Annotated in this window: 26 protein-coding genes; 24 read left to right on the forward strand and 2 right to left on the reverse strand. The window is 45.1% G+C overall.

Features of this window, described 5'->3' with window-relative positions:
* From ACEYCN_RS03305 to ACEYCN_RS03345, 9 genes are all read left to right on the forward strand, one after another.
* A partial coding sequence (locus ACEYCN_RS03305; protein ID WP_373712880.1) for an ASCH domain-containing protein occupies positions 1 to 428 on the forward strand: 428 nt, incomplete at its 5' end.
* Positions 429 to 466: 38 nt separating this feature from the next.
* Positions 467 to 871 carry a hypothetical protein gene (locus ACEYCN_RS03310; protein WP_373712881.1) on the forward strand — a complete coding sequence of 135 codons (405 nt, stop codon included), beginning with the start codon at positions 467 to 469 and terminating at the stop codon, positions 869 to 871.
* A 20-nt stretch (positions 872 to 891) separates the two neighbouring features.
* The gene (locus ACEYCN_RS03315) at positions 892 to 2,154 is read left to right on the forward strand and encodes a DUF308 domain-containing protein (RefSeq protein ID WP_373712882.1); all 1,263 of its coding nucleotides are present in this window, start codon (positions 892 to 894) and stop codon (positions 2,152 to 2,154) included.
* Positions 2,155 to 2,245: 91 nt separating this feature from the next.
* Positions 2,246 to 3,208, forward strand: a complete 963-nt coding sequence (locus ACEYCN_RS03320) for a Gfo/Idh/MocA family protein (RefSeq protein WP_373712883.1) — start codon at positions 2,246 to 2,248, stop codon at positions 3,206 to 3,208.
* A 153-nt stretch (positions 3,209 to 3,361) separates the two neighbouring features.
* Positions 3,362 to 4,741: a bifunctional UDP-N-acetylglucosamine diphosphorylase/glucosamine-1-phosphate N-acetyltransferase GlmU gene (gene glmU, locus ACEYCN_RS03325; RefSeq protein ID WP_373712884.1), complete on the forward strand. Its 1,380-nt coding sequence runs from the start codon at positions 3,362 to 3,364 to the stop codon at positions 4,739 to 4,741.
* A gap of 121 nt (positions 4,742 to 4,862) precedes the next feature.
* Entirely contained in the window at positions 4,863 to 5,315 is a 453-nt protein-coding gene (locus tag ACEYCN_RS03330) for a LytTR family DNA-binding domain-containing protein (protein WP_373712885.1), read from the forward strand.
* Complete coding sequence (locus ACEYCN_RS03335) at positions 5,305 to 5,760, forward strand: hypothetical protein (RefSeq protein WP_373712886.1); 456 nt, start codon at positions 5,305 to 5,307, stop codon at positions 5,758 to 5,760. Before ACEYCN_RS03330 ends, ACEYCN_RS03335 begins: the two co-directional genes overlap by 11 nt.
* Positions 5,753 to 6,586 carry an ABC transporter ATP-binding protein gene (locus ACEYCN_RS03340; RefSeq protein ID WP_373712887.1) on the forward strand — a complete coding sequence of 278 codons (834 nt, stop codon included), beginning with the start codon at positions 5,753 to 5,755 and terminating at the stop codon, positions 6,584 to 6,586. Before ACEYCN_RS03335 ends, ACEYCN_RS03340 begins: the two co-directional genes overlap by 8 nt.
* The gene (locus ACEYCN_RS03345) at positions 6,583 to 7,371 is read left to right on the forward strand and encodes an ABC transporter permease subunit (RefSeq protein WP_373712888.1); all 789 of its coding nucleotides are present in this window, start codon (positions 6,583 to 6,585) and stop codon (positions 7,369 to 7,371) included. Before ACEYCN_RS03340 ends, ACEYCN_RS03345 begins: the two co-directional genes overlap by 4 nt.
* Before the next feature lie 42 nt (positions 7,372 to 7,413).
* On the opposite strand, the gene ACEYCN_RS03350 is transcribed toward ACEYCN_RS03345, so the two are convergent.
* Positions 7,414 to 8,250, reverse strand: a complete 837-nt coding sequence (locus ACEYCN_RS03350) for a helix-turn-helix domain-containing protein (RefSeq protein ID WP_373712889.1) — start codon at positions 8,248 to 8,250, stop codon at positions 7,414 to 7,416.
* A 248-nt stretch (positions 8,251 to 8,498) separates the two neighbouring features.
* Here ACEYCN_RS03350 and ACEYCN_RS03355 point away from each other — a divergent pair, with 248 nt between their 5' ends.
* From ACEYCN_RS03355 to ACEYCN_RS03370, 4 genes are read left to right on the forward strand one after another with little or no spacing between them, the layout of a single operon-like run.
* Positions 8,499 to 9,773, forward strand: coding sequence for a sugar ABC transporter substrate-binding protein (locus ACEYCN_RS03355; RefSeq protein WP_373712890.1), 1,275 nt, complete (start codon positions 8,499 to 8,501; stop codon positions 9,771 to 9,773).
* A 58-nt stretch (positions 9,774 to 9,831) separates the two neighbouring features.
* Positions 9,832 to 10,725, forward strand: a complete 894-nt coding sequence (locus tag ACEYCN_RS03360; protein ID WP_373712891.1) for a carbohydrate ABC transporter permease — start codon at positions 9,832 to 9,834, stop codon at positions 10,723 to 10,725.
* Between the two features lie 10 nt (positions 10,726 to 10,735).
* Positions 10,736 to 11,566, forward strand: a complete 831-nt coding sequence (locus ACEYCN_RS03365; RefSeq protein ID WP_373712892.1) for a carbohydrate ABC transporter permease — start codon at positions 10,736 to 10,738, stop codon at positions 11,564 to 11,566.
* Between the two features lie 9 nt (positions 11,567 to 11,575).
* Positions 11,576 to 13,783 (forward strand): alpha-galactosidase, encoded by a 2,208-nt coding sequence (locus ACEYCN_RS03370; RefSeq protein WP_373712893.1) that lies wholly within the window; start codon positions 11,576 to 11,578, stop codon positions 13,781 to 13,783.
* A gap of 51 nt (positions 13,784 to 13,834) precedes the next feature.
* On the opposite strand, the gene ACEYCN_RS03375 is transcribed toward ACEYCN_RS03370, so the two are convergent.
* On the reverse strand, positions 13,835 to 14,212 hold the full coding sequence (locus tag ACEYCN_RS03375) for a DUF3021 family protein (protein WP_373712894.1): 378 nt from the start codon (positions 14,210 to 14,212) through the stop codon (positions 13,835 to 13,837).
* 291 nt (positions 14,213 to 14,503) lie between these two features.
* On the opposite strand from ACEYCN_RS03375, the gene ACEYCN_RS03380 reads away from it, so the two are divergent.
* The 11 genes from ACEYCN_RS03380 to ACEYCN_RS03430 all read left to right on the forward strand — a co-directional run bounded on the left by ACEYCN_RS03380 (position 14,504) and on the right by ACEYCN_RS03430 (position 24,076).
* Positions 14,504 to 15,052, forward strand: a complete 549-nt coding sequence (locus ACEYCN_RS03380) for an NUDIX domain-containing protein (protein ID WP_373712895.1) — start codon at positions 14,504 to 14,506, stop codon at positions 15,050 to 15,052.
* Between the two features lie 9 nt (positions 15,053 to 15,061).
* Positions 15,062 to 15,400: a cell wall synthase accessory phosphoprotein MacP gene (gene macP / locus ACEYCN_RS03385; RefSeq protein ID WP_373712896.1), complete on the forward strand. Its 339-nt coding sequence runs from the start codon at positions 15,062 to 15,064 to the stop codon at positions 15,398 to 15,400.
* An 8-nt stretch (positions 15,401 to 15,408) separates the two neighbouring features.
* Positions 15,409 to 16,098 carry a 5'-methylthioadenosine/adenosylhomocysteine nucleosidase gene (locus ACEYCN_RS03390; RefSeq protein WP_373712897.1) on the forward strand — a complete coding sequence of 230 codons (690 nt, stop codon included), beginning with the start codon at positions 15,409 to 15,411 and terminating at the stop codon, positions 16,096 to 16,098.
* Between the two features lie 112 nt (positions 16,099 to 16,210).
* The gene (locus tag ACEYCN_RS03395; RefSeq protein WP_373712898.1) at positions 16,211 to 17,491 is read left to right on the forward strand and encodes an O-acetylhomoserine aminocarboxypropyltransferase/cysteine synthase family protein; all 1,281 of its coding nucleotides are present in this window, start codon (positions 16,211 to 16,213) and stop codon (positions 17,489 to 17,491) included.
* Between the two features lie 79 nt (positions 17,492 to 17,570).
* Positions 17,571 to 17,792 carry a YqgQ family protein gene (locus ACEYCN_RS03400; RefSeq protein ID WP_373712899.1) on the forward strand — a complete coding sequence of 74 codons (222 nt, stop codon included), beginning with the start codon at positions 17,571 to 17,573 and terminating at the stop codon, positions 17,790 to 17,792.
* A complete protein-coding gene (locus ACEYCN_RS03405) occupies positions 17,789 to 18,172 on the forward strand; it encodes a rhodanese-like domain-containing protein (protein ID WP_373712900.1) in 384 nt (127 codons plus the stop codon). Before ACEYCN_RS03400 ends, ACEYCN_RS03405 begins: the two co-directional genes overlap by 4 nt.
* A 97-nt stretch (positions 18,173 to 18,269) precedes the next feature.
* The gene (locus ACEYCN_RS03410; RefSeq protein WP_373712901.1) at positions 18,270 to 19,508 is read left to right on the forward strand and encodes a carbohydrate-binding domain-containing protein; all 1,239 of its coding nucleotides are present in this window, start codon (positions 18,270 to 18,272) and stop codon (positions 19,506 to 19,508) included.
* Positions 19,509 to 19,652: 144 nt separating this feature from the next.
* A complete protein-coding gene (gene asnA, locus ACEYCN_RS03415) occupies positions 19,653 to 20,645 on the forward strand; it encodes an aspartate--ammonia ligase (protein WP_373712902.1) in 993 nt (330 codons plus the stop codon).
* Between the two features lie 183 nt (positions 20,646 to 20,828).
* Complete coding sequence (gene typA, locus ACEYCN_RS03420; RefSeq protein ID WP_373712903.1) at positions 20,829 to 22,670, forward strand: translational GTPase TypA; 1,842 nt, start codon at positions 20,829 to 20,831, stop codon at positions 22,668 to 22,670.
* A gap of 21 nt (positions 22,671 to 22,691) precedes the next feature.
* Complete coding sequence (locus ACEYCN_RS03425; protein WP_373712904.1) at positions 22,692 to 22,949, forward strand: DUF3165 family protein; 258 nt, start codon at positions 22,692 to 22,694, stop codon at positions 22,947 to 22,949.
* Between the two features lie 443 nt (positions 22,950 to 23,392).
* A complete protein-coding gene (locus ACEYCN_RS03430; RefSeq protein ID WP_373712905.1) occupies positions 23,393 to 24,076 on the forward strand; it encodes a hydrolase in 684 nt (227 codons plus the stop codon).
* Positions 24,077 to 24,134: the final 58 nt, after the last annotated feature.

The following is a 24,134-nucleotide window of genomic DNA, read 5'->3' on the forward strand; positions in this document are numbered from 1 at the left end:
AATACAAGGCAATCAACCCTGAAATTGGAGATGAGATTGATGCCTGGGCCTTTGGGGTGGCACCAGATTTGCTGGCAGAATTAGTGGTCCAGGGGGTCAAGACAGCAACGGCCTCGGCATATGATGAATATGTCTATTACGAGGAAGAACTGCCCAAGGTTGGTGATCTAGATGTGGTCCTGGATGGTCAGGGACAGGCGGTTGCCATTATTGAAACGACAAAAGTGACGGTGATTCCTTTCAGGGATGTGTCAGCGGACCACGCCTATAAGGAAGGGGAGGGAGACCGTTCTCTGACCTATTGGCGCCAGGTCCACGAGGAATTTTTCACCAAGTGGCTGGCTCAAATTGGTCTCACCTTTAGTCCTGAATCCAAGGTAGTACTGGAGGAGTTCCAAGTAGTTTACAAATCGGTAAAAGATTCCTAAAGTCAGAAAAAAATTTTAAAAAAAGTGAGGGAAATGAGATGCAGACGAAATCTAGCATATTACACTGGCTGATAATGGCCGCTTTGGGCATAGTTGGGGGACTGATTATTTGGCCTTTTGACCCTTTGAGGGTAGGAACTGGACTGAGTTTTTTAGTTAGTCTGCCCATTTTTGCTTACGTATATGGTGTTATTTGTCGCAACCAGGAGGACAGACAGAAGGCTCTCAAGCAGTATTCGGAATTTCTCCTAGTGGGAAATCTGATTGTCTTGGCGCTTCATGCTAGTGTTGGACTTCCTCTTCCTTCAAGGAGTGCAGGTTTCTGGATTGATCCGATTTGGACCTATGCTGCGAGTGAAATACTGGTTTGCTTATCCATCTATGTGGCAACTAGTCTTTTGTACGGAATGCTTTATTATTTTTTGAAGAAAGAAGAAAGATAGGACCATTAAGGGGGGAAAGCATGAATCTAAAAGTAAGGCAAAGTCAAGGTTATTTATGGGGTTCCATCTTGATTTTGGCGGGTTTTCTCTTTTTCTTTTTGGAAAGTCAGTTTGCCCTGATCGTTTTTGCGACACTGGCCGCCATTGCCCTTCTCAATCTCCTCTATCAGATTTGGATAAAATGGAAGAGGAAGGGGGGCAAATCTGCCTCCTGGCTCAATCTGTTCTTACATGGGCTCTTGGCCCTTTTTCTGGTAAATAACGCCATGTTGCCAACTCATCTATTGGCCCTCTTTATGACACTTGAATTTTTTGCCATGGGCTTGATTTTGCTATTGGATTTTGGGGTCAAATGGTTCAATCAATTGAGGCCATCACTGCTCATCCTTTTGGATGGTGTTGTTCATTTCGTAATTGGTTTGATTGCCCTTTTTAATTTGGATGCTACTCTGGATTTGATTTATCGCCTCTTTGGTCTGTCTCTGCTCTTGCGGGGCCTCTCCAGTCTCTGGGATGCTTGGCGGATAGACAAGGTTGAGATTGCCAATAAGGGACGCAGAAAGCGGCTAGGTCTGCCTATTTTCCTATCTGCCCTCATTCCTATTGGAACATTACGGGCAATCAATCGCCTGCTCAGTCCGGATAAGAGCCGGGCCATCCAGTTGGGAAACCCTTTGGAAAAAACAGGAAAATCAGATCTGGAAGTCTGGATTCATACGGCGAGACGGGGATTTGAAATGATGGGACATGTTGATATTTCCTACAAGGGTGTGACCTATGCTTATGGCCTATATAATCCGGAATCTAGTCGCCTCTTTGGTACAGTGGGAGATGGGGTCCTTATCCGACTTTCCAGTCAGGATTACTTGGATGCTCTGGCCCAAGATGATTGGCGGGCTGTGGTTGGCTATGGGATGGTCTTGACGGATCAACAGCAAGAGGCCATTGAAAGTCGTTTGTCCGAGATTATGAGCTATACCAAGCCTTTAGTTTTGCAGACTGAGAAGCAGCAGCAGAGTTATCTGGGCCAGCTCAATAATCACTATGGTGTAGAGAGTTTCACCTTTAGCAACTCTCAGTTCAAAACCTACTTTGTCATGACCACCAACTGTGTGCTCTTGGCTGATACCATTTTGGAAGTTATCGGTACGGATAACATTGCCAATCACGGTATCTTAACTCCGGGAGTTTATCAGGATTATTTTGAAAAAGAATACCTGAATCCCCAGTCAGCAGTTATCTCAAAATTTATCTTAGGCAAGCAGGAGGTAACGGAACAATAGATTGAGGGCCTTTGGCCCTTTTTCTTATGAAATTATTCTTTTTGGGTTAGATTTTGCTATAATGGACTCAGAGAAATCAGGAGGAATCCAAATGAAATTAGCCTTACTTGGAACGGGTATGATTGTGTCGGAAGTCTTGCCGGTCTTGCGAGATATGAATGGGATTGAGCTGGTGGCCATCCTATCCACACCGCGCTCGATTGAGAAAGCCAAGAGCCTGGCAGCAGAATATGGCCTGCCCCAGGCGACCAGCCACTATGAGGATATTCTGGCCAATCCTCAGGTGGACACTGTCTATGTTGGGACACCCAACCATACCCACTATGACTACGCCAAGCAGGCCCTTTTGGCTGGCAAACATGTAATTTGTGAAAAGCCCTTTACCTTGCTGGCAGAAGAGTTGGAAGACTTGGTCCGCATCGCAGAGGAGAAAAAGCTTTTCCTCCTGGAAGCCATCACCAACCAGTATTTGGGGAATTTCCACTTCATCAAAGAAAACCTGGACAAACTAGGGGATGTCAAGATTGTGTCCTGCAATTACTCCCAATACAGCTCACGTTATGATGCCTTCAAGCGTGGGGAAATTGCGCCAGCTTTTAACCCAGAGATGGGGGGAGGTGCCCTACGGGACCTCAATATCTACAATATCCATCTGGTGGTCGGCCTTTTTGGTCAGCCTCAGTCGGTGCAATACCTGGCCAATATGGAGCGGGGAATTGATACCTCGGGGATGCTGGTGATGGACTACGGGGCTTTCAAGTGCGTCTGTATCGGGGCTAAGGACTGTGCGGCGGAAATCAAGTCTACGATTCAAGGCGACAAGGGGTCTATGTCTGTTTTTGGCTCAACTGGTGCCATGCCAGCCATCAACCTCCAACTCAATGGTCAAGAGGGGCAAGATTTGGATTTGAATGGTCCTCATCACCGCATGCACGATGAATTTGTAGCATTTGAGGAGATGATAGCTGGTCAAGATTTTGCCAGAGCTCAAGCGGCCCTTGACCATAGCCGGACTGTCATGCAGGTCCTGGATCAGGCTGTGAAGTCAATGTAGTTGATAGACTATTGGCCTTTGACCGATGGAAGTCAGGAGTCTTTGTTTTCAAATGTTAAAAATGTATGACATTTGACTCATTTTAATCTTCAAACCAAAAATATGGTATAATGGAGTGGTATTATTTCACTCCATTTAAAAGGAAAAAGAATTATGTCAAATTATGCGATTATTTTAGCAGCGGGTAAAGGTACCCGTATGAAGTCAGATCTGCCGAAGGTCCTTCACAAGGTGGCGGGCATTTCCATGCTGGAACATGTCTTTCGTGCAGTTTCTGACATTGAGCCTGTCAAGATTGAAACCATTGTTGGCCACAAGGCAGAGATGGTGGAGAAAGTCTTGACTGGGAAATCCGACTTTGCCCTCCAGTCTGAGCAGCTGGGAACGGGGCATGCCGTTATGATGGCGGAGCCTGCCCTAGTTGGTTTGGATGGACACACTTTGGTGATTGCCGGGGACACACCTTTAATCACTGGAGAAAGTCTCAAAAATTTGGTCAATTTCCATGTTAGTCACAAAAACGTGGCAACTATTTTAACAGCCCAGGCTGACAATCCCTTTGGCTATGGCCGCATTATCCGCAATGCGGATGGTGAAGTTATCAAGATTGTGGAGCAAAAAGATGCCAATGATTTTGAAAAACAGGTCAAGGAAATCAATACAGGGACCTATCTCTTTGAAAACAAGCGACTTTTTGAAGCTCTGAAAGAGATTAACACGGACAATGCCCAAGGAGAATATTACCTAACAGATGTGATTTCTATCTTCCGTCAGGCAGGTGAGAAGGTTGGGGCCTATATTCTGCGTGATTTTGACGAAAGTCTGGGTGTCAATGATCGGATTGCCCTGGCCACAGCAGAAGCTGTTATGCGCAAGCGGATCAATGAAAAGCACATGGTCAATGGAGTAACCTTCACCAATCCAGAAGCTACCTATATCGATGTGGATGTCGAAATCGGGGCTGAAGCTGTCATTGAGGCCAATGTGGTCCTCAAGGGCCAGACTAGCGTCGGAGAGCGGACAGTGTTGACCAATGGGACCCGTGTGGTCAATAGTCAGATTGCGGCAGATGTGGTCATTTCCAACTCTGACATTGAAGATTCTACTATCGAATCAGGCGTAACGGTTGGGCCTTATGCCCATGTCCGTCCAGATTCTACTCTGAAAGCAGGAGTTCACATTGGAAACTTTGTTGAAGTCAAGTCCTCTACCATTGGAGAGGGGACTAAGGCTGGCCATCTGACCTATTTGGGCAATGCTCAGGTCGGCAAGGAAGTCAACTTTGGTGCTGGGACCATACTGGCCAATTATGACGGGAAGAACAAGTTCACCACCACCATCGGCGACAAGGCCTTTATCGGCAGCAATTCCACTATTATCGCTCCACTGACAATCGGTGATCGGGCTCTGACAGCAGCTGGTTCAGTCATCACCAAGGAAGTGGCGGCAGATGCCATCGCCATCGGTCGCGGTCGTCAGGAAAACAAGGAAGGCTATGCCAAGCATTGCCCTCACCATCCAGAGAAAAAATAAACTAGATTGAGAGTAGGCTTGCCTGCTCTTTTTCTGCATGTCAGCTCCATTTCGTGCATCTTATCTTCTATCAAGTATTTTTGGCTCATTATTCTGCTATAATAAGGCAAGGAGAAGAGCTGTGAAGTTACGTTTAGAAGAAATTTCCAAAGGGCAGGAAGAGGTCATTGTTCGCTATCGGCAGATGAATGCGACAGTTCAAGCCATTTGCGAGCTGGTCCAAGAAGACCCAAAAAAATTGCTGGTGGAGACAGATTTGGGCAGTCGGTATATCTTGGTAGATGACCTCCTCTATTTTGAAAGCATTGACGGTAAAACCTTTGCCTATACAGAGAATTCTGTCTATCAGGTCCACCATAGTCTCAAAGATTTGGTTCAGGCTTATCAGGATAGGGGATTTTTTCGAGCAGCCAAGGCCCTGGTTCTCAACCTTTATCGGATTGCCCAATTTAAAAGCCAATCCTTTGGACGGATCGAGGCGACCTTGGACAATGGGGAAAAAGTGATTATTTCGCGCAAATACGCTACCAAGCTCAGGCAATTACTGGAGGAAGGAGTGGCCGATGAGGACTAAGTGGGAAGAAGTTTTAAGCCAAGAAATTGCCATTAAATATAAATCAGGTATCTATAGTCTCTGCCATCTTTTATACTGTGCCCTCTACCTGATCAGTCAGCAGCGGGACCAGATTGGTTTGCTCCAGCTGGCAGAGATTGTGCTCCTGGCCTGGTTCATCAATCATCTTCAAGTTTATTTTTTGGATAATTTCGATGAAGCGGATCAGATTTCAGGTAAATGGTGGCTCTCTGCCATCCTCTGCTCTATCCTTTACATGCTTGCAGCAGGCTATTTGAGTTGGTTTGGGGGAGATAAATTAGCCACCATCGGTTTTGGCTTCTTCCAACTATTTTGCTACATAGGCGTTTATATCAATAATAAAATCAAGCGCCAGATCGATAGCAAACAGCTTAACAAACAGCTGCAAGACTTCAAACAAAGAAGGGGGAATCACCATGGGTGAAACAGTGGTAAACATCCAAGGACTGGAAAAATATTATGGGAAGCATTTGGCAGTCAGCAACCTGACCCTGTCTGTTCAGAAAGGGGAGATTTTTGGTTTTTTGGGAGCCAATGGGGCTGGCAAATCAACGGTCATTCGTTGTCTTTTGGGTCTTATCAAGAAAAGCAGGGGAGAAATGACTCTCTTTGCGGGGAAATATGATAGCCTGACTGAAAAACTAGCTCACATCGGCTACCTGCCCTCTGAATCGCAATTTTACCCAGATATGACCGTCAAGGAAATCATTGCTTTAGCAGCAAGGGCCAGGAAAAAAGATTGCAGGGCAGAAGCCGAGCGGATTTGTCAAATCTTAGAAGTTCCAGTCGAAAAGAAAATCAAGGATTTATCCCTGGGCAATCGCAAGAAGGTCAGCATTGTCTGCGCCCTCCAGCACCAGCCAGAACTCTTGATTTTGGATGAGCCGACATCTGGCTTAGACCCTCTCATGCAGGAGCGCTTTTTCAAGCTGATTAAAGAGGCTTGTGCAGCTGGGGCCACCTGCTTCTTGTCTTCCCACAATCTAGCAGAAGTCAAAAACTACTGTGACCGGGCAGCCATCATCAGAGAAGGTCAGCTCTTAACCATCGATACGATTGAAAATTTGACCCGCAGCCAAACCAAGCGGGTCACCATCTGGAAGGACGGTCAGGAAGAACACTTTAACTTTGAAGGGACCAGTTTGGAGCTGTTGGCCCATTTACAGGACTTGCAGCCTTCTGATTTCTTGGTAGAAGAGCCCTCGCTAGAAGAACTCTTCTTACACTATTATGAGGAGGTGGAAGCATGATACTTCTGTTGCACGAAATAAAAGAAAATCGTAAAAGCTTGCTCATCTGGTCTTTAACCGTAGGTTTGATTTGTTATGGCTGTATCTTACTGTATAAGAGTGTATCAGGACAGCTGGCAGAAGTAGCTGACCTCTATGCCAATATGGGAGAGATGACCAAGGCTCTGGGCATGGACAAGGTTAGTTTAGCGACTCTAGATGGCTATTATGCCACCCAAATCGCCCTCATGTTTGGCTTGGGGGCAGGCATGTTTGCGGCCATGTTGGGGGTTAACAGCCTGTCCAAGGAAGAAGAAGGGCATACCAGTGAATTTCTCTATACCTTGCCTTATCAACGCAAGACCATCTTCTTGTGGAAATTTCTCAGTGTCCTGGTCCTCATCCTATCATTCAATGCGATTGCTGTTGGACTTAGTTTGTTAGGAATCTGGCAGTTGGATATGACCTTTTCCTACCAGGCCATGTTCCATTATCACTTGCTTGCCCTCCTTATGCAGCTTGAATTAGCCAGCCTAGGCTTTCTGATCTCTGCTATCAGTTCTAAGAAACAGACAGGACTGGCTATGGGCTTGGTGTTATTGACTTACAGCCTGGATATGATGGTGCGTATTGTACCGGACTTGGACAAACTCAAGTACCTGACCCCTTATTACTATGCTAGTGGAGCGGATGTCTTTAGTCAGGTGGACTTGGATATACTTTTGCTCATCAAAGCGGGAGTTGTGATTCTTGCCTCACTTCTCTTCTCGGTGATGATCCTGGAGAAAAAAGATTTGAAGGCTTGATGGAATAAACAAAAAAGTATGGAGTTTTGGCTCCATACTTTTTTATCGGTGTTCTCGTCGCCATTTGGTGGGGGATTGTTGGTAGTGGCGTTTGAAGGCTGTTGAAAAATTAAACTGATTGGAATAACCGACAGACTCTGCGATTTCTTGCAGGGTTTTATTGGTATTTTTCAATAACTCACAGGCTTCGCTGAGGCGGTACTGGATGATGAATTGCTGGGGGGAGATATTAACTTGCTCCTTGAAGAGACGGCTGAAGTAGTGGCGGTTGAGATTGCACTGCTGGGCCAAGTCATCGACTGAAATAGGTTTTTCAAAATTTCGCTCAATGAAGTTCAGCGCTTCGCGGATATAAAACTCTTTTATTTCATCGTGTTTACTGGTGCGATGGTTCAGTGATTCATCAATTAAGGCGGAGATGAAAAGGTAGAGATGACCGATGATTTCAGCACTCTTTGACTGATAATTTTCGAGGATTGCCATCAATTCTTTGTAGACTGGGCTCAGTGCAGCAGGACTTTTTTGGGAAAAGATAGGTTGTTGGCGGGATAGACCAGCCTGTCTTAAAAAATGTTCGGTCTTTAAACCATCAAACTCAACCCAGATATAGGTCCAAGGGTCTTTCTCATCTGCCTCATAGCTGCAGATCATATTGGGAGAGATAAGGAAGCCTTGACCGGCAGTCAGCCGATGGACACGCTGTCCCTGTGTGTCATAAAAATGTCCTGAACCAGAAACGATATAGTGAAAGAGATAGTGCTGTTTGGATGTTGGTCCGAAAGAATGAAGAGGAAGACATTCTTCCATTCCAAATTGAATGGGATAAAAATCCATATAGGACCGGTTATTAAAAACATGAAACTCCATCTTATTTGCCATAAAATACAGGGATCTCCTTTGAATCTTCAGATAGTCAGTTATAATAAATGAATACGCTATCATTATACTATATTTATATGAATTTGTGACATTATATATGCAAAAAACCAAAAAAATCTCAAAATCATATAGAAAAGGTCAAATATTCCTATGTTTTTGAAAGCGTTTTTTTGGTATTCTAATAACAGAAATCATCAGAGTATCTCAAGTTGGTAGACTTGGGAAAATCAGAAAAAGGAGTTATATAGATGAAAAAAGTACGTTTCTATGCGGGAATTTTAGCGACAGCTGCCCTGCTAGCTGCTTGTTCCGGTTCAAATAGTAGCGGTTCTTCTTCAAGCTCAAAGGCTTCAGGAAAAACAGAAATTTCCTATGCCATCTGGGATTCTGGCCAGGAGCCGGGCATTCGACAGATTGCAGACAAGTTTGAAGAAAAAAATCCAGATATTAAAATCAACATCCAAGTGGTGGATTGGGATAACTATTGGACCATGTTAGAAGCTGGGGCGACAGGTGGTTCGTTGCCGGATACTTTCTGGATGCACTCCAATGAAATTTACCGTTATGGCTCCAATGAAATGCTGTTGCCTTTGGATGATTATTTGGCAAAGAGCAAAGAAGCTAAGCTGGAGAATTTCCCAGATGGTCTCAATGAAATCTACAATATCAAAGGTAAACAGTACGCCGTGCCAAAAGATTTTGATACCATCGGTCTCTGGTACAACAAGAAGATGTTTGATGAGGCAGGAATTCCTTATCCGGATGATACTTGGGATTGGAACAAACTAAAAGAAGTTGCGAAAAAATTAACCAAATCTGACGGCAGCCAGTATGGTTTTGGGGCAGGTCTCAGCAACCAAGAGGGCTACTACAACTTTATCTACCAAAATGGCGGCACTGTGATTACAGATGACATGAAGTCAGGCTATGACGATCCAAAAACCATCGAAGCCCTTGATTATTACTTCAGCTTCGTCAAAGAAAAACTCTCTCCGGCCCTGACAGTAGATAAGGAGCGGGCAGAAGCCTTCCAAAATGGTCAAGTTGCCATGAGCGTCTTTGGTTCTTGGAACCTGTCCGGATTTTCAGCCAATGATTATATTCGTGAAAATGCAGATGTAGCAGTTCTGCCAAAAGGACCAGATGGAACACGCGCAACGATTTTCAACGGTCTGGGAAATGCCATTGCCGCCAACACTAAGAATCCAGATGCTGCTTGGAAATGGGTAGAATACCTCAGCTCTAAAGAAGCCCAAGAAATGCAAGCCAGCTTAGGTGTTGCGATTTCCGCTTACAAGGGAACGGCAGATACTTGGGTGAATTCCAATAAGGATTTTGCGATTAAGAATTATGTAGACATGTTGGATTACGCTCAAATCCGTCCTTATTCTCAAACAACTTTGAAATGGGAAGACAAGGCCTATGAGCTCTTGAAACCAGCTTATTTGGGAGAAGAAGCTACAAAAGATGCAGCTCAAAAAACTGCTGACATGATGAATAAAGAGTTAGCTTCTGAGAAATAAAAGAAGGGTCTGGGGGAGAGTCAAACTTCTCCAGACCTTATTGTTTAAGGAGTCTGTTATGTTTAAAAAGAAAGGGAGTTTAAACGAAGCCCTTTGGGGCTGGGCCATGGTGGCACCGACCATCATCGGTTTGATAGTGCTCAATATTATCCCCATTTTTCAAACCCTCAAAATGAGTTTTCATAAGAGTGGGGATTTTGGGCGCAATGATATCTTCGTTGGTTTTGAAAATTATCAGCGGATGCTAGGAGATGCTCAGGTGTGGCAAGCCACTTGGAATACCTTTAAGTATACCCTATTAGTGGTACCAGCAACGGTTACTCTCGCCATTTTTCTAGCTGTTTTGCTCAATTCAAAAATCAGAGGAAAGCATCTGTATCGGACTATCTTCTTTCTGCCTATGGTGGCAGCTCCTGCTGCGGTGACCATGGTCTGGAAATGGCTCTATAATACTGATTTTGGACTGATCAACTTTGTTTTGGGAAAGATGGGAATTGGGCGGATCAACTGGATTGAAGACCCCAAAATTGCTATGTATTCTATTGCCCTGATTGGCATTTGGAGTACAGTTGGCTATAGTATGATTTTGATTCTAGCTGGTCTCCAAGAAATTCCTAAAGATTATTATGAGGCAGCTAAAATTGATGGAGCTAGTCCTGCAAAGCAATTCTTTCAGATTACCCTGCCCTTGGTGTCGCCGACCCTCTTCTTTGTGGTGGTGACCAGCATCATCCAGTCCATGCAGGTCTTTGATGTTATCTACATGATGGAAGACATTCGCAGTCCTGCCTACGATAAGACTGTCTCACTGGTTTATCTTTTCTATAACAATTCCTTTAAATACACAGACAAGGGCTACGGTTCGACCATTGTTATCCTGCTCTTGGTGATTATCCTCTTGATTACAGCTTTGCAGATGAAAGCCCAGAAGAAATGGGTATATTACCATTAAGGAGGTTATTATGAAAGAAAAAAGTACGAAACAATCCATCGGGGTCCATCTCTTTCTCATCGTTGTTGCACTGGGGATGATTATTCCTTTTGTCTGGATGGTTTTGACCTCCTTCAAGTCGGTCACAGAGTCCACGCAGATGAATCCCTTTCATTTTTTTCCAAGCCAATGGCACATCAGTAATTACACAGAAGCTATTCGCATCAATAATTTTCCTATTTTGTATTTCAATACCATCATGATGATGCTTTGGCGGATTTTTAGTTCAGTCATGTTTTCAGCGATGGCGGCCTATGCCTTTGCCCGCTTGGAATTTCCAGGCAGAAATGTTCTCTTTGGCCTCGTTCTCTTTCAGATGATGGTGCCGCCTCAGCTCTTTGTTATTCCGCAGTATTTGATGATTGATCAGCTGGGGATGCGCAATTCTATTTTTGCTCTGGTATTCCCAGGAATTGTCAGTGCTTTTGGGACCTTCTTGCTCCGACAGTTCTTTGTGGGGCTGCCTCGGGAGTTGGAAGAATCCGCCAAGCTGGATGGTTGCAATATCGGCCAGACCTTCTTTAAAATCATGCTGCCTTTGGCCAAGTCTGGACTGATAGCTCTGGCCATCTTTACTGCCCTCTTTGCCTTTAAGGACCTGCTCTGGCCTTTGATTATCAACTCTAATGCTGATAAAGCTACCCTATCTAGCGCCCTTTCTAAAATTCAAGGGGCTTATGCGGTCAATTATCCACAGCTAATGGCCGCTAGTGTTCTAGCTATTTGGCCCATGGTCGCACTGTACATCATCTTCCAGAAGCAATTTATCCAAGGGATTGCTACTTCTGGCGGAAAATTATAGGAGGAAATGATGCCAATCAACTACAAAGAAAAAACACAAGAATTTCACCTTTACAACGAAAGTCTCAGCTATATTTTTCATGTCTTGCCTAATGGGCATTTGGGCAATCTCTATTATGGAAAACGTTTGAACGAAAAGGTCTCTTATCTTCGTCTAAGAGAATATGGCTATCGGCCGCTGACTTCATTTGTTTATGAAGACGAGCCATCCTTTTCTCTCCAACATACGCGGCAGGAATACGCCTGCTATGGAACGACAGATTTTTCCTTGCCAGCTTTTGAAATCGAGCAAGCAGATGGGAGCTGTCTATCTCACTTTGTTTACCAAAGTCATAGGATTTTGGACGGCAAGCCAAGTATTGAAGGGTTGCCTCAGCTCTATGTCAATGAGGAAGATGAGGCTCAAACACTGGAAATCCTATTGGTGGACACCATTTCCCAGACAGAATTGATTCTGTCCTACACGATTTTTCAGAATCATCCAGTAGTCAGTCGCCATGCTCGTTTTGAGCAGAAAGGAGAGCAGGCCATCAAACTTCAACGGGCTCTTTCCATGACCTTGGATTTACCAGATAAGGATTATGACTGGATGCACCTAGATGGGGCTTGGGGAAGGGAGCGGCATCTGCAGGTCAGTCCGCTCCATCAGGGAAGCCAGTCCATTTATAGCCTAAAAGGATCTAGTAGCGCTGAACACAATCCCTTCATGGCCTTGAAACGGCCGACAGCAGATGAACACCAGGGGGAGGTTCTAGGATTTTCCTTGATTTACAGCGGGAATTTTCTGGGACAGGTCGATGTCAGCTCCTTTGGGCAGACCAGAGTCAGCCTGGGTATTCATCCAGACCGCTTCACTTGGCTCCTGGAAAAAGGGGAATCCTTCCAAACTCCAGAAGTGGTTCTAGTGTACAGCGATCAGGGCTTGAATGGGATGAGTCAGGCCTTCCATGATGTCTATCGAGAGCATCTGATGCGAGGCTTCTGGGGACAAAGGGAGCGCCCTGTTTTGCTTAATAACTGGGAGGCCATGTCCTTTGATTTTGATGAAGAGCAGATTTTGACTCTTGCCCGCAAGGCTGCCTCTGTCGGAGTAGAACTCTTTGTCATGGATGACGGCTGGTTTGGGGACCGCAACCATGAGCGGGCTGGTTTGGGAGATTGGTCTGTCAATCTGGACAAGCTTCCAAGTGGTCTGACAGGCATTATTGACCAGGTGCATGGTCTGGGCATGAAATTTGGTCTTTGGATTGAGCCAGAAATGGTCAATAAGGACAGCCAACTCTACCGAGCCCACCCTGACTGGATTCTCCATCATCCCAAGCACAGTCAATCCCATGGCCGTTACCAATACACGCTTGATTTTTCAAGAGAAGAAGTCTACCAAAACATTTATGACCAACTCTACAAACTCCTGTCCGAGCATGAGATTGACTACATTAAATGGGATATGAACCGCTATATGACTGAGGTTTATAGTCTGGGCCATCCGGTCGAGCGGCAGGGAGAAATTTTCCACCGTTACATGCTCAACCTCTATCGGCTTTATGAAAATCTGACTAGTAGCTTCCCTCATGTTCTCTTTGAATCCTGTTCAAGTGGTGGTGGTCGTTTTGACCCAGGTCTGCTCTACTATGCTCCTCAAACCTGGACCAGTGACAATACAGATGCCATCGAGCGCCTGAAAATTCAGTACGGAACCTCTATGGTTTATCCTTTGGTCAGCATGGGCTGCCATGTGTCAGAAAGTCCCAACCAGCAGGTCGGTCGGCCAACTCCCCTTTCCACCCGTGGCAATGTCGCCTTCTTTGGCAGTTTTGGTTATGAGTTGGATTTGTCTGATTGTAATGCAGATGAGCTAGAAGAGATAAAAGAGCAGATTGCCTTTTACAAGCAACACCGCTCAACCTTCCAATTCGGGACCTTTACCCGCCTCCTCAGTCCTTTTGAGGGGGAAGATGTTGCCTGGCAGGTAGCGTCAAAAGATGGCAGTCAGGTTATCGTCGGTTTTTACCGTCGCCTTGTGACCGCCAATCTTGGTCTAGCTCGCTTGCGCTTAAAAGGACTGGACGAACTGGCCCTTTATGAACTGGATGGAAAAACCTACTATGGCAGTGACTTGATGTATGCAGGACTTCCGATTCACAACGAGGTTCATGTTCAAAAAGACAAGGACTTTTCATCAAGGCTCTACATTCTCAAAAGAATTGAGGAGTCATAAACCTATAAAAAAACTTGGTTTCCTTTAAAAACCAAGTTTTTTGAATGTCCTTTATCCTTCCTTGCCCCTAAAGAAGACATAGCCGATAGTCCAGGCGATGGCACCTGACAGGACGAAGATTCCAGCTGCTAGTGCCAGATTGGCTAGATTAAAAGCGAACCAACCGCTGATAAAGAGAGTCGGAAAGACGACTAAGGCCATAAAGAAAGTGTGGACCAGGGTCCGTTTTCGTAAGGGCCAAGAGTTGATATCATAGATGTTCCAGGTTCCGGCAATGCCAGCGGCGATAAAGCCGACACAGAAGGTCTGCCAGGCTTGACTGGGCTGACCATTGAACTTCCAAATCGAGAGAGCACAGAGGCCAAAGGTCAACAAAACTCCAAAAACACGAAGCAGGGTCACTTTAATATAGGGTCTAAATTCAGCCATAGGGATTATCCACCTTCCTTTTTCAGTTATAGGAATATAGTCATTTGAATTATCTTTGATACATCGTCACTTTCGACTTGCCGTACTCTAGTACAGCCTGCGCCTCAGTTCCTTGTCTGAAAGCTAATTCATTCGACTATAGTATAGTTCTTTTTCTGGAAATAGACAATAGCCATAAAGAAGTGTTTTGGCTCTAAATGGGCCCTTTCAGTGGTCATACTCGCTTTTCTGGCCCGAATATAGTAAAATTTAGGGTAATAGAATCAAGAAGTACCAGCGGAGGTTGAACTTGTGAATTTTGAAGAAAAAACCATCAAGCGTCAAGAAATTTTTAAGGGTCATATTTTTACAGTGGCTGTAGATGATGTAGAATTGCCAAATGGCTTAGGCCAGGCCAAACGTGAGTTGATTTTTCACAAGGGAGCTGTCTGTATCTTGGCTATCACGCCAGAGGGTAAAATCATCTTGGTCAAGCAATACCGTAAGGCCATTGAGCGTGTCAGCATTGAAATACCAGCTGGCAAGTTGGAAGTGGGAGAGTCAGGGAGCGAGGAAGAAGCAGCCCTGCGGGAATTGGAAGAGGAGACGGGCTATACCAGCCCCAAACTAACCCTTTTACATGATTTTTACTCTGCCATCGGTTTTTGCAATGAGCGGCTTCGTCTCTACCTGGCAGACGAGCTGATTAAAGTGGAAAATCCCCGTCCTCAAGATGAGGATGAGGTCATCCAACTCATGGAAGTAACCTTGGAGGAGGCTATTTCCTTGATTGCCAGTGGGGATATCTGCGATGCCAAAACCATCATGGCCATTCAGCATTTACAGATTATCAGAAAGTAGGAAAACCAGATGGGCAAGCCCTTGTTAACAGACGAAGTTCTTGAAAGAGCCCGCCACCGCAAGGATCGGGAAAAAGAATTTGGTTACTATTCGCCAAAATCAGACAACTACGAAGAAGAATTCTACGATGACTATGACGAATATGACCAATACGAAGACGACTGGGATGAAGAATATCAAGGCTATCAAGAAGGACAGACTGTTCGGATTCCAGTTGAACAGTCCATTATCAAAAGTCGCCGGATTGAGACTGTCAAGCGAGAAAAATTCCGCTCTAAGGTCAATAAAGTCCTCTTTTGGGTGGTTCTCTTAGTCATCCTCTTTTTGCTAGCAGTCTTTTATTTATAGGAGAAATCATGAAGTTTGGAATTATTGCCGCCATGGAAGAAGAACTAAAAACCTTGCTTATGGCCTTACAAGATAAAGAAGAAGTGACTGTTTTAGGAAAAACCTACTACGCAGGTCACATCGGGCAACATGAGGTTGTTTTGGTCCAATCGGGGATTGGCAAGGTCATGTCCGCCATGTCCGTGGCTATTTTAGCAGAGACTTTTACAGTAGATTCTATCATCAACACCGGTTCGGCTGGTGCGGTAGCTCATGGTTTGGCGATTGGGGATGTGGTGATTGCAGACAGGCTGGTCTACCATGATGTGGATGTGACAGCCTTTGGCTATGCCTATGGACAGATGGCTGGGCAAGAGCTTTACTTTTTGGCTGACCCAGACCTGATGGCTAAACTGCAAGCTGTTCTGGCCCAAGAGGGACAGGAAAGCCATCTGGGTCTAATCGCGACAGGGGATAGTTTTATCGCAGACCCAGACAGGGTAGCGGCCATCAAGCACCATTTTCCAGAGGTCTTGGCGGTTGAGATGGAAGGGGCGGCCATTGCTCAAGCGGCCCAGGCAGCTGGCAAGCCATTTATGGTCATCCGGGCTATGAGTGATACAGCTCAAGGTGATGCCAACATCACCTTTGATGAATTTATTCTGGAGGCTGGCAAACGTTCAGCCCAGACCCTCCTTGCTCTTTTAGAAAGCTACTAGAAAGATATAGTTTGCTGCTATATCTTTTTCTTTTTTATAAGTATTGGTCAAAAAATCCAAAAAAGAGTAAAATAGATATGTTAGATACAAGTTGAAAGCCAAGGAGGTTCTTATGACACATCAATACAACTTTGAAACCCTGCAATTGCATGCTGGGCAAACACCGGATGCCGAAACCAAATCCCGAGCAGTTCCCATCTACCAAACCACATCCTTCGTTTTTGAGGATGTCCAGGAAGCGGAGGACCTCTTTGCTTTGAGAAAACCGGGTAATATCTACACCCGAATTGGAAATCCAACTGTTGCCGTCTTTGAGGAGCGTATGGCAGCCCTGGAGAAGGGTGTCGGTGCTTTGGCTACCGCTTCTGGTATGGCAGCTATTACCTATACCATCCTTGGTTTAGCCCATGCGGGGGATCATGTGGTCGCAGCGACCACCCTCTACGGAGGAACCTTCAATCTTTTGAAAGAAACCTTGCCTCGCTATGGTGTCACCACAACGTTTGTTGACATCGAAAATTTAGATGAGGTGGAAGCTGCCATTCAGGACAATACCAAGTTAGTCTTGATTGAAACATTGGGCAATCCCCTCATCAACATTCCTGATATTGAAAAAGTGGCGGAGCTGACCCATGCCCACCAAATCCCTCTGGTGGCGGACAATACCTTTGGTACCCCATATCTGATCAATGTCTTCGAACATGGGGTGGATATCTCTGTTCATTCTGCCACCAAGTTTATCGGCGGACATGGCACCACCATCGGTGGAGTAATCGTGGATAGTGGGAAATTTGACTGGGCTGCCTCTGGTAAATTTCCGCAATTTGTAGAAGAAGACCCTTCCTATCACAATATTTCCTATACCAGAGATATTGGAGCTGCAGCCTTTATCGTAGCCCTGCGTGTCCAACTCTTGCGGGATACCGGTGCAGCCATCTCACCTTTCAATGCCTTCTTGCTGCTGCAAGGTCTAGAGACCCTGTCACTGCGAGTAGATCGTCACATTGAGAACACCAAGAAAATTGTCGACTTCCTCGAAAGTCATCCTAAGGTGGAAAAGGTCAACTATCCTAGTTTGCCATCTAGCCCTTACTATGATTTGGCTCAGAAATATTTCCCTAAGGGGGCAGGTTCCATCTTTACCTTCCATGTCAAAGGAGATGCCTCGGATGCAGGTAAGTTTATCGACCAGCTGGAAATTTTCTCCAATCTGGCAAATGTAGCAGATGCAAAATCTCTGGTAGTTCATCCTTACACCACCACTCACTCCCAGCTATCAGATGTAGATTTGGCAGCTTGTGGCGTGACCCCTAACCAGGTTCGACTCTCTATCGGTCTGGAAAATGCAGATGATCTGATAGAGGACTTGCGTTTGGCTCTGGAAACTATTTAATGATATGTCAGCTCCATAGGGCTGACTTTTTGTCTGGACAAGTCTTGAAAAAACACGAAAATTCTGCTAAACTCTTTCTATGAAGACGCTCTATGATGTACAGCAACTGCTCAAACAGTATGGGATTTTTGTCTATATGGGCAATCGACTTTATGAAATCGAGGTTATGAAGCTAGAGTTGAGCCAGTTACATCAGATGGGTCTCATAGACCAGGAAGCCTTTATTGAAGCAGCTATGGTCTTGAGACGAGAGCATCGCTTAGAGTCAGATTATCAGAAGAAAATAGGAGATGAGAAATGAACACTTTATATATCTTGCTAGCAACAGTAGCGGTATTGGCAGCTTGGTTTGGTTTTAATTACTGGCGTTTGAAGCGGGCAGCGACCATTTTGGACAATGCAGAATTTGCAGAAAAGATTTTCACTGGTCAGTTGATTGACCTGCGCGACCCAAACGAATATCGCAGAAAGCACATCATGGGAGCACGCAATATTCCCTATGAGCAGTTCAAACAGAGTTTGGGTGCCATTCGCAAGGATAAGGCAGTTCTTCTCTATGAAAATGACCGTGGCCAGCGCGTGACATCGACAGCCCTTTTTTTGAAAAAACAGGGCTACAATGAAATCTACATCCTCAGCTATGGACTCAATGCCTGGGATGGTAAAGTCAAAAGCAACTAATGGTTTGGGGTAGAACCCCAACCTTTTTCATTAAGACTGGTCTTCTCTTTGTAAACTGTGATAGTCCAGGACATAGAAAACATCAAGGTGGAATAAAATGAATAAACGCTTGTATCTCTTGGCCGGATCGGTCTTGCTATTAACAACCCTTTCGGTAGGAACCGTAGCCTACTTACAAGGTGATTTTAAGGCCCTGACAGGACAGACCAGTACTCCAACTACCGAAACAGTTCGTATTGAACTCTCGGAAAATGGGGCCAAAGTTTCTTCTGATGCGGTCAACGTTTCAGAAGGTACTGTCACTATCACAAAAGCTGGCCAATATGAAATCACTGGTCAAGCTCCAACTGTAACTGTTCAAGTAGCAGATTCGGTATCAAACGATGTGACCTTGCGCCTCAATAATGCTAGCCTTGCTTCCTTGGACCTCCAATCAAGTGGCGCCAATATTGTGGAACTGGCGAAGGAATCAACCAATAGTCTGACAGGGGGAGAAGTCGGCATATCAGCGACCAATATCACTCTCACAGGTGAGGGAAGTTTGGCTATTTCGGAAGTAAACAGTTATGGGATTTTAGCGACAGATGATCTGGTCATCGACTCTGGCAATCTCAGCATTGATTCAGCTGGTTCGGGTCTTTATGCCTTTCATGAGACGAAGGCTAGTCAAGGCAATCTGACCATCAACGGAGGGAACCTGACTATCACGTCATCACAGCAGGAAGGGGCGGCGCTTTTTGCCGGAAACGAACTGACAATCAACAATGGAACAGTGACTGTTGACACAGCTTATGAAGCCTACGTTGGTAAAAAAATAGCTATTAATGGTGGTACAGCCAATCTTGCGACAGTAGCCAATGGTTTAGCTGCCAGAGATTCTTTTGCCCAAGAGGGTCAAAATTCAGAAGCTAGTATTGAAATCAAGGGTGGTACCAATACCATCACTGCTGGGACGAGTCCACTTTTGGCTAACGGCAATATCAATCTTGCTGGTGGTGTCAATACTTTCATGACTAGTATTCCTGAACAGCCTATCCTCAATTATACAGACACTGCAGAAATCTCTGGCGGAACCCTGATTGCGCTGGGGAGCGCTGAATTGACCAGTTCAAACCAAAATTTCCTTCTGGCTAACTTGATTGGGAATGCTGGTGATACGGTCACGATTACTGATGCAGCCGGTAATGAAGTAGCCAGCTATGTGTCTCCTGTATCCTTTACCAATGTGACCTATTCATCAGAAAATCTGACAGAAAATGATGTCTATTATCTGTCGACCACCAGTGGCAATTATGGACAAGCAACCGCAACCAAGGGAAGCCCAACAGCGCCCTAATAAATTGAGCAGGAATTTCCTGCTTTTCTTTTTATCGAAACCAAATATTAAAATATCAGAAAATTTAATTTTTTGCCCATTTTAGCTTTACATCTCCTAGAAAAAGCGTATAATGGTACTATCATTGTTTGAAGGGGGAGTATTATGAAAAAAAGTTTTATTCATCAACAAGAAGAAATTTCCTTTGTCAAAAACACCTTTACCCAGTATTTAAAAGACAAGTTGGAAGTGGTAGAAGTTCAAGGTCCCATTTTGAGCCGGGTCGGAGATGGGATGCAGGACAACCTATCAGGGATTGAACATCCGGTTTCTGTCAAGGTCAAGTTGATTCCTGAGCACACCTATGAGGTGGTTCATTCTTTGGCCAAATGGAAACGACACACCCTGGCTCGTTTTGGTTTCAATGAGGGTGAAGGACTCTTTGTCCATATGAAGGCCCTGCGCCCAGATGAAGACTCGCTTGATCCCATCCATTCTGTCTATGTGGACCAATGGGACTGGGAAAAGGTCATTCCAAATGGCCGCCGGGACTTAGGTTATTTGAAAGAAACAGTCGAGCAAATCTACAAGGCTATCCGCTTGACCGAATTGGCTGTCGAAGCCCGCTATGATATTGACTCTGTCCTGCCAAAACAGATTACCTTCATCCATACAGAGGAACTCGTCGAGCGCTATCCCGACCTGACTCCGAAAGAACGTGAAAATGCCATTGCCAAAGAATATGGAGCAGTCTTTCTGATTGGTATCGGTGGTGAGCTGGCGGATGGCAAGCCCCATGACGGACGAGCACCGGACTACGATGACTGGACCAGCCCATCTGAAAATGGCTACAAGGGTCTCAACGGCGATATCCTGGTTTGGAATGAGCAATTGGGTGAAGCCTTTGAACTCTCCTCCATGGGAATTCGTGTAGATGAGGATGCCCTTAAGCGCCAGTGTGCCATCACAGGGGATTTGGATCGTCTGGAGTACGAATGGCATAAGGCCTTGCTACATGGTCTATTCCCTCTCTCAATTGGGGGCGGCATCGGACAATCCCGTTTAGCCATGTTCTTGCTCCGCAAGAAACACATTGGCGAAGTACATTCCAGTGTTTGGCCAGCAGATGTCCTCGAAAGCTTTGATAATATCCTGTAAAAGACAGCTTCGGCTGTTTTTTGTTGGGAAAAAAGAAAAAAATTCTAAAATCAATCTAAGTTCACCACTTAATTTGTAACTTTCTGCCAATCCTCTGAAAACATTTACATTGTCTAAATTCTGCTCTTTTACCCCAAACTGTGTTATAATTCTTTAGTTAAACTAATTATTAAAGAGGAAAAAATGACAACATTAAGAAATGATATCCGTAACGTTGCGATTATTGCCCACGTTGACCACGGAAAAACAACCTTGGTGGATGAATTGCTCAAACAATCCCAAACTCTTGATGAGCGGACAGAATTATCTGAGCGGGCCATGGACTCAAACGATATCGAAAAAGAGCGCGGTATCACCATTTTAGCGAAAAATACAGCAGTTGCTTACAACGGAACCCGTATCAACATCATGGATACACCTGGACACGCAGACTTCGGTGGAGAAGTTGAGCGGATTATGAAAATGGTGGACGGGGTTGTCTTGGTAGTGGATTCATATGAAGGAACCATGCCCCAAACCCGTTTCGTACTGAAGAAGGCTTTGGAGCAAGACTTGACACCAATCGTGGTTATCAACAAGATTGATAAACCATCTGCTCGTCCAGCAGAAGTAGTGGATGAGGTTCTTGAGCTCTTTATCGAATTAGGGGCTGATGATAATCAGCTGGATTTCCCAGTCGTATATGCTTCAGCTATCAACGGAACATCCTCTTTGTCAGATAATCCAGCAGACCAGGAAGCGACGATGGCTCCAATCTTTGATACCATCATTGAACATATTCCTGCACCTGTTGATAATTCAGATGAGGCACTGCAGTTCCAAGTTTCCCTCTTGGACTACAATGACTTCGTGGGTCGTATCGGTATCGGACGTGTCTTCCGTGGCACCATCAAGGTTGGTGACCAGGTTACTCTTTCCAAATTGGATGGCACCACTAAAAATTTCCGTGTTACCAAACTATTTGGTTTCTTTGGCCTAGAGCGTAAAGAAATCAAGGAAGCAAAAGCCGGTGACTTAATTGCTGTTTCAGGTATGGAAGACATCTTCGTTGGAGAAACCATCACACCGACGGACTGTGTGGAGCCCCTCCCTGTTCTCCGTATCGATGAACCAACTCTTCAAATGACTTTTTTGGTCAACAATTCTCCGTTTGCTGGCCGCGAAGGAAAATGGATTACCTCCCGAAAGGTGGAAGAGCGCCTCTTAGCAGAGTTGCAAACAGACGTATCTCTTCGTGTTGAAGCGACGGATTCACCAGATAAGTGGACCGTTTCAGGTCGTGGCGAATTGCACCTCTCTATCTTGATTGAAACCATGCGTCGTGAAGGCTATGAACTGCAGGTATCTCGTCCAGAGGTCATCATCAAGGAAATCGACGGTGTCAAATGTGAACCGTTTGAGCGCGTTCAAATTGATACCCCAGAAGAATACCAAGGTGCCATTATTCAATCCCTATCAGAACGAAAAGGTGACATGCTCGACATGCAGATGGTTGGAAATGGACAAACTCGTCTGATTTTCCTTGTACCAGCTCGTGGTTTGATTGGTTATTCTACAGAGTTCCTATCTATGACTCGCGGTTACGGTATCATGAACCACACCTTTGATCAATACCTCCCTGTTATTCCAGGTGAAATTGGTGGTCGCCACCGTGGTGCCCTCGTTTCCATCGACCAAGGTAAGGCCACCACTTACTCCATCATGCGGATTGAAGAGCGTGGCACCATCTTTGTTAACCCAGGAACAGAAGTCTATGAAGGTATGATTATTGGTGAAAATGCTCGTGAGAATGACCTCGGTGTCAACATCACAACGGCTAAACAAATGACCAATGTCCGCTCTGCAACCAAGGACCAAACTGCTGTTATCAAGACGCCACGCATCTTGACACTCGAAGAGTCTCTGGAGTTTTTGGATGATGATGAGTACATGGAAGTAACACCTGTCTCTATCCGACTCCGCAAGCAAATCCTGAATAAGGCTGAGCGTGATAAAGCCAATAAAAAGAAAAAAATTGCTGAATAATAAATAAAGGGAGAATCGGCTATGTTTTACCTGATTATTGCCATTATGCTGCTCTTGTTTTATATTTTTGCTGCACCGCGCAATGTTAAGGGAACCATGAACCTGGTCGCTTCGGTCTTCCTCTTGGTAGGCTTGGTCATTGTCCTCATTCTTGGAATTTTGAAGGTAGTCCAGTCTCCGCCAGAAATTTGGCTATGTATTGGCATGATTGTCGTAGGCTTCTGGGCTATGTGGGACATATATCACATGCCACGGTCGGCATATACCAGAAAAAAATAAGATGATAGAGAGCGGGATAGAAATTCGATTTCGTCAACAAGTCTTTATTTCCAGTTGTTGACCTAAAATGGTCTATCCCCAGACCTTGAATGATGTGAGCTGACTACCGTCAGCTGCTATCTCCCACTTCAAAAGGTCTCCCAGACCTTTTGAACTCCCACCTCCGCATAGCTCAAACTGTCTGGGAGACAGTTTGAGGTTGGAGATAAAGCGAACTCCGTTCGCATCAATCGTATAGGGCTGTAAAAGCTGATTTATCAGCGCATTTTGACACAAACTCCGTTTGTTTCATTTCCGACCTCTAACAATCTCCCAGATTGTTAGAGCCCACTCAACCACTGCGCTATTAGTATTAAAACGAAATAGAGTTTGGAACTACTTTTGTCCCAAACTCTTCTTTTGTGTTACAATGATGGTAGAAAAATAAAGGAATGGACTTGCCTATGCTAGAGAAAAAACATATTCCGTCAGTCATGTCAGACCTTCGTTATGAGATCGTAGAGGTACCGGCCAATATCAAGCAATGCTCAGGAATCCAAATTTATGGCCGACGTATCAAATCGGTCATCTTTACTACGGATGTTTCCATCATTGCTAATAACAATGCCGATGCAGTCCTAGCAGTTTATCCCTTTACCCCCAATCCAGCTATTCTCAAAAGTATTATGCAAGTTGCCTCAGTGCCTGTTTTTGCAGGAGTGGGAGGCGGTTTGACCAAGGGTGATCGATCAGGCAATATGAGCCTTTTTGCTGAGTCGGAGGGAGCCTTTGCGGTTGTGGTTAATGGACCAACGGATGTGCCAACAATTCAGACCATCAATAAAATGATTGATGTGCCCATCATCTATACAGTTGTCTCAGACAAGGCAGATATCGCTTCCCGCATCGAGGCAGGAGTGGATATCCTCAATGTCAGCGGAGGTAGCCAAACGGCTTCCATCGTGACCAAAATTCGGGAAAGCTATCCTCATTTTCCCATTATGGCGACAGGTGGTCCGAGTCTAGAAAGCGTAGAAGCCACCATCGCAGCTGGAGCCAATGCAATCACATTCACACCGCCGAGCAATGCAGAACTCTTTAAATTCAAAATGGAGGAGTATCGCCTGACCGAAGAAAGAGGTCATTAATTAGTCTACAAGGTAAGAAAGAATAGGGAATTGCACCACTTGATACCCATTTAGAGAG

The organism is Streptococcus sp. (assembly GCF_041802885.1).
Taxonomy (GTDB): domain Bacteria; phylum Bacillota; class Bacilli; order Lactobacillales; family Streptococcaceae; genus Streptococcus.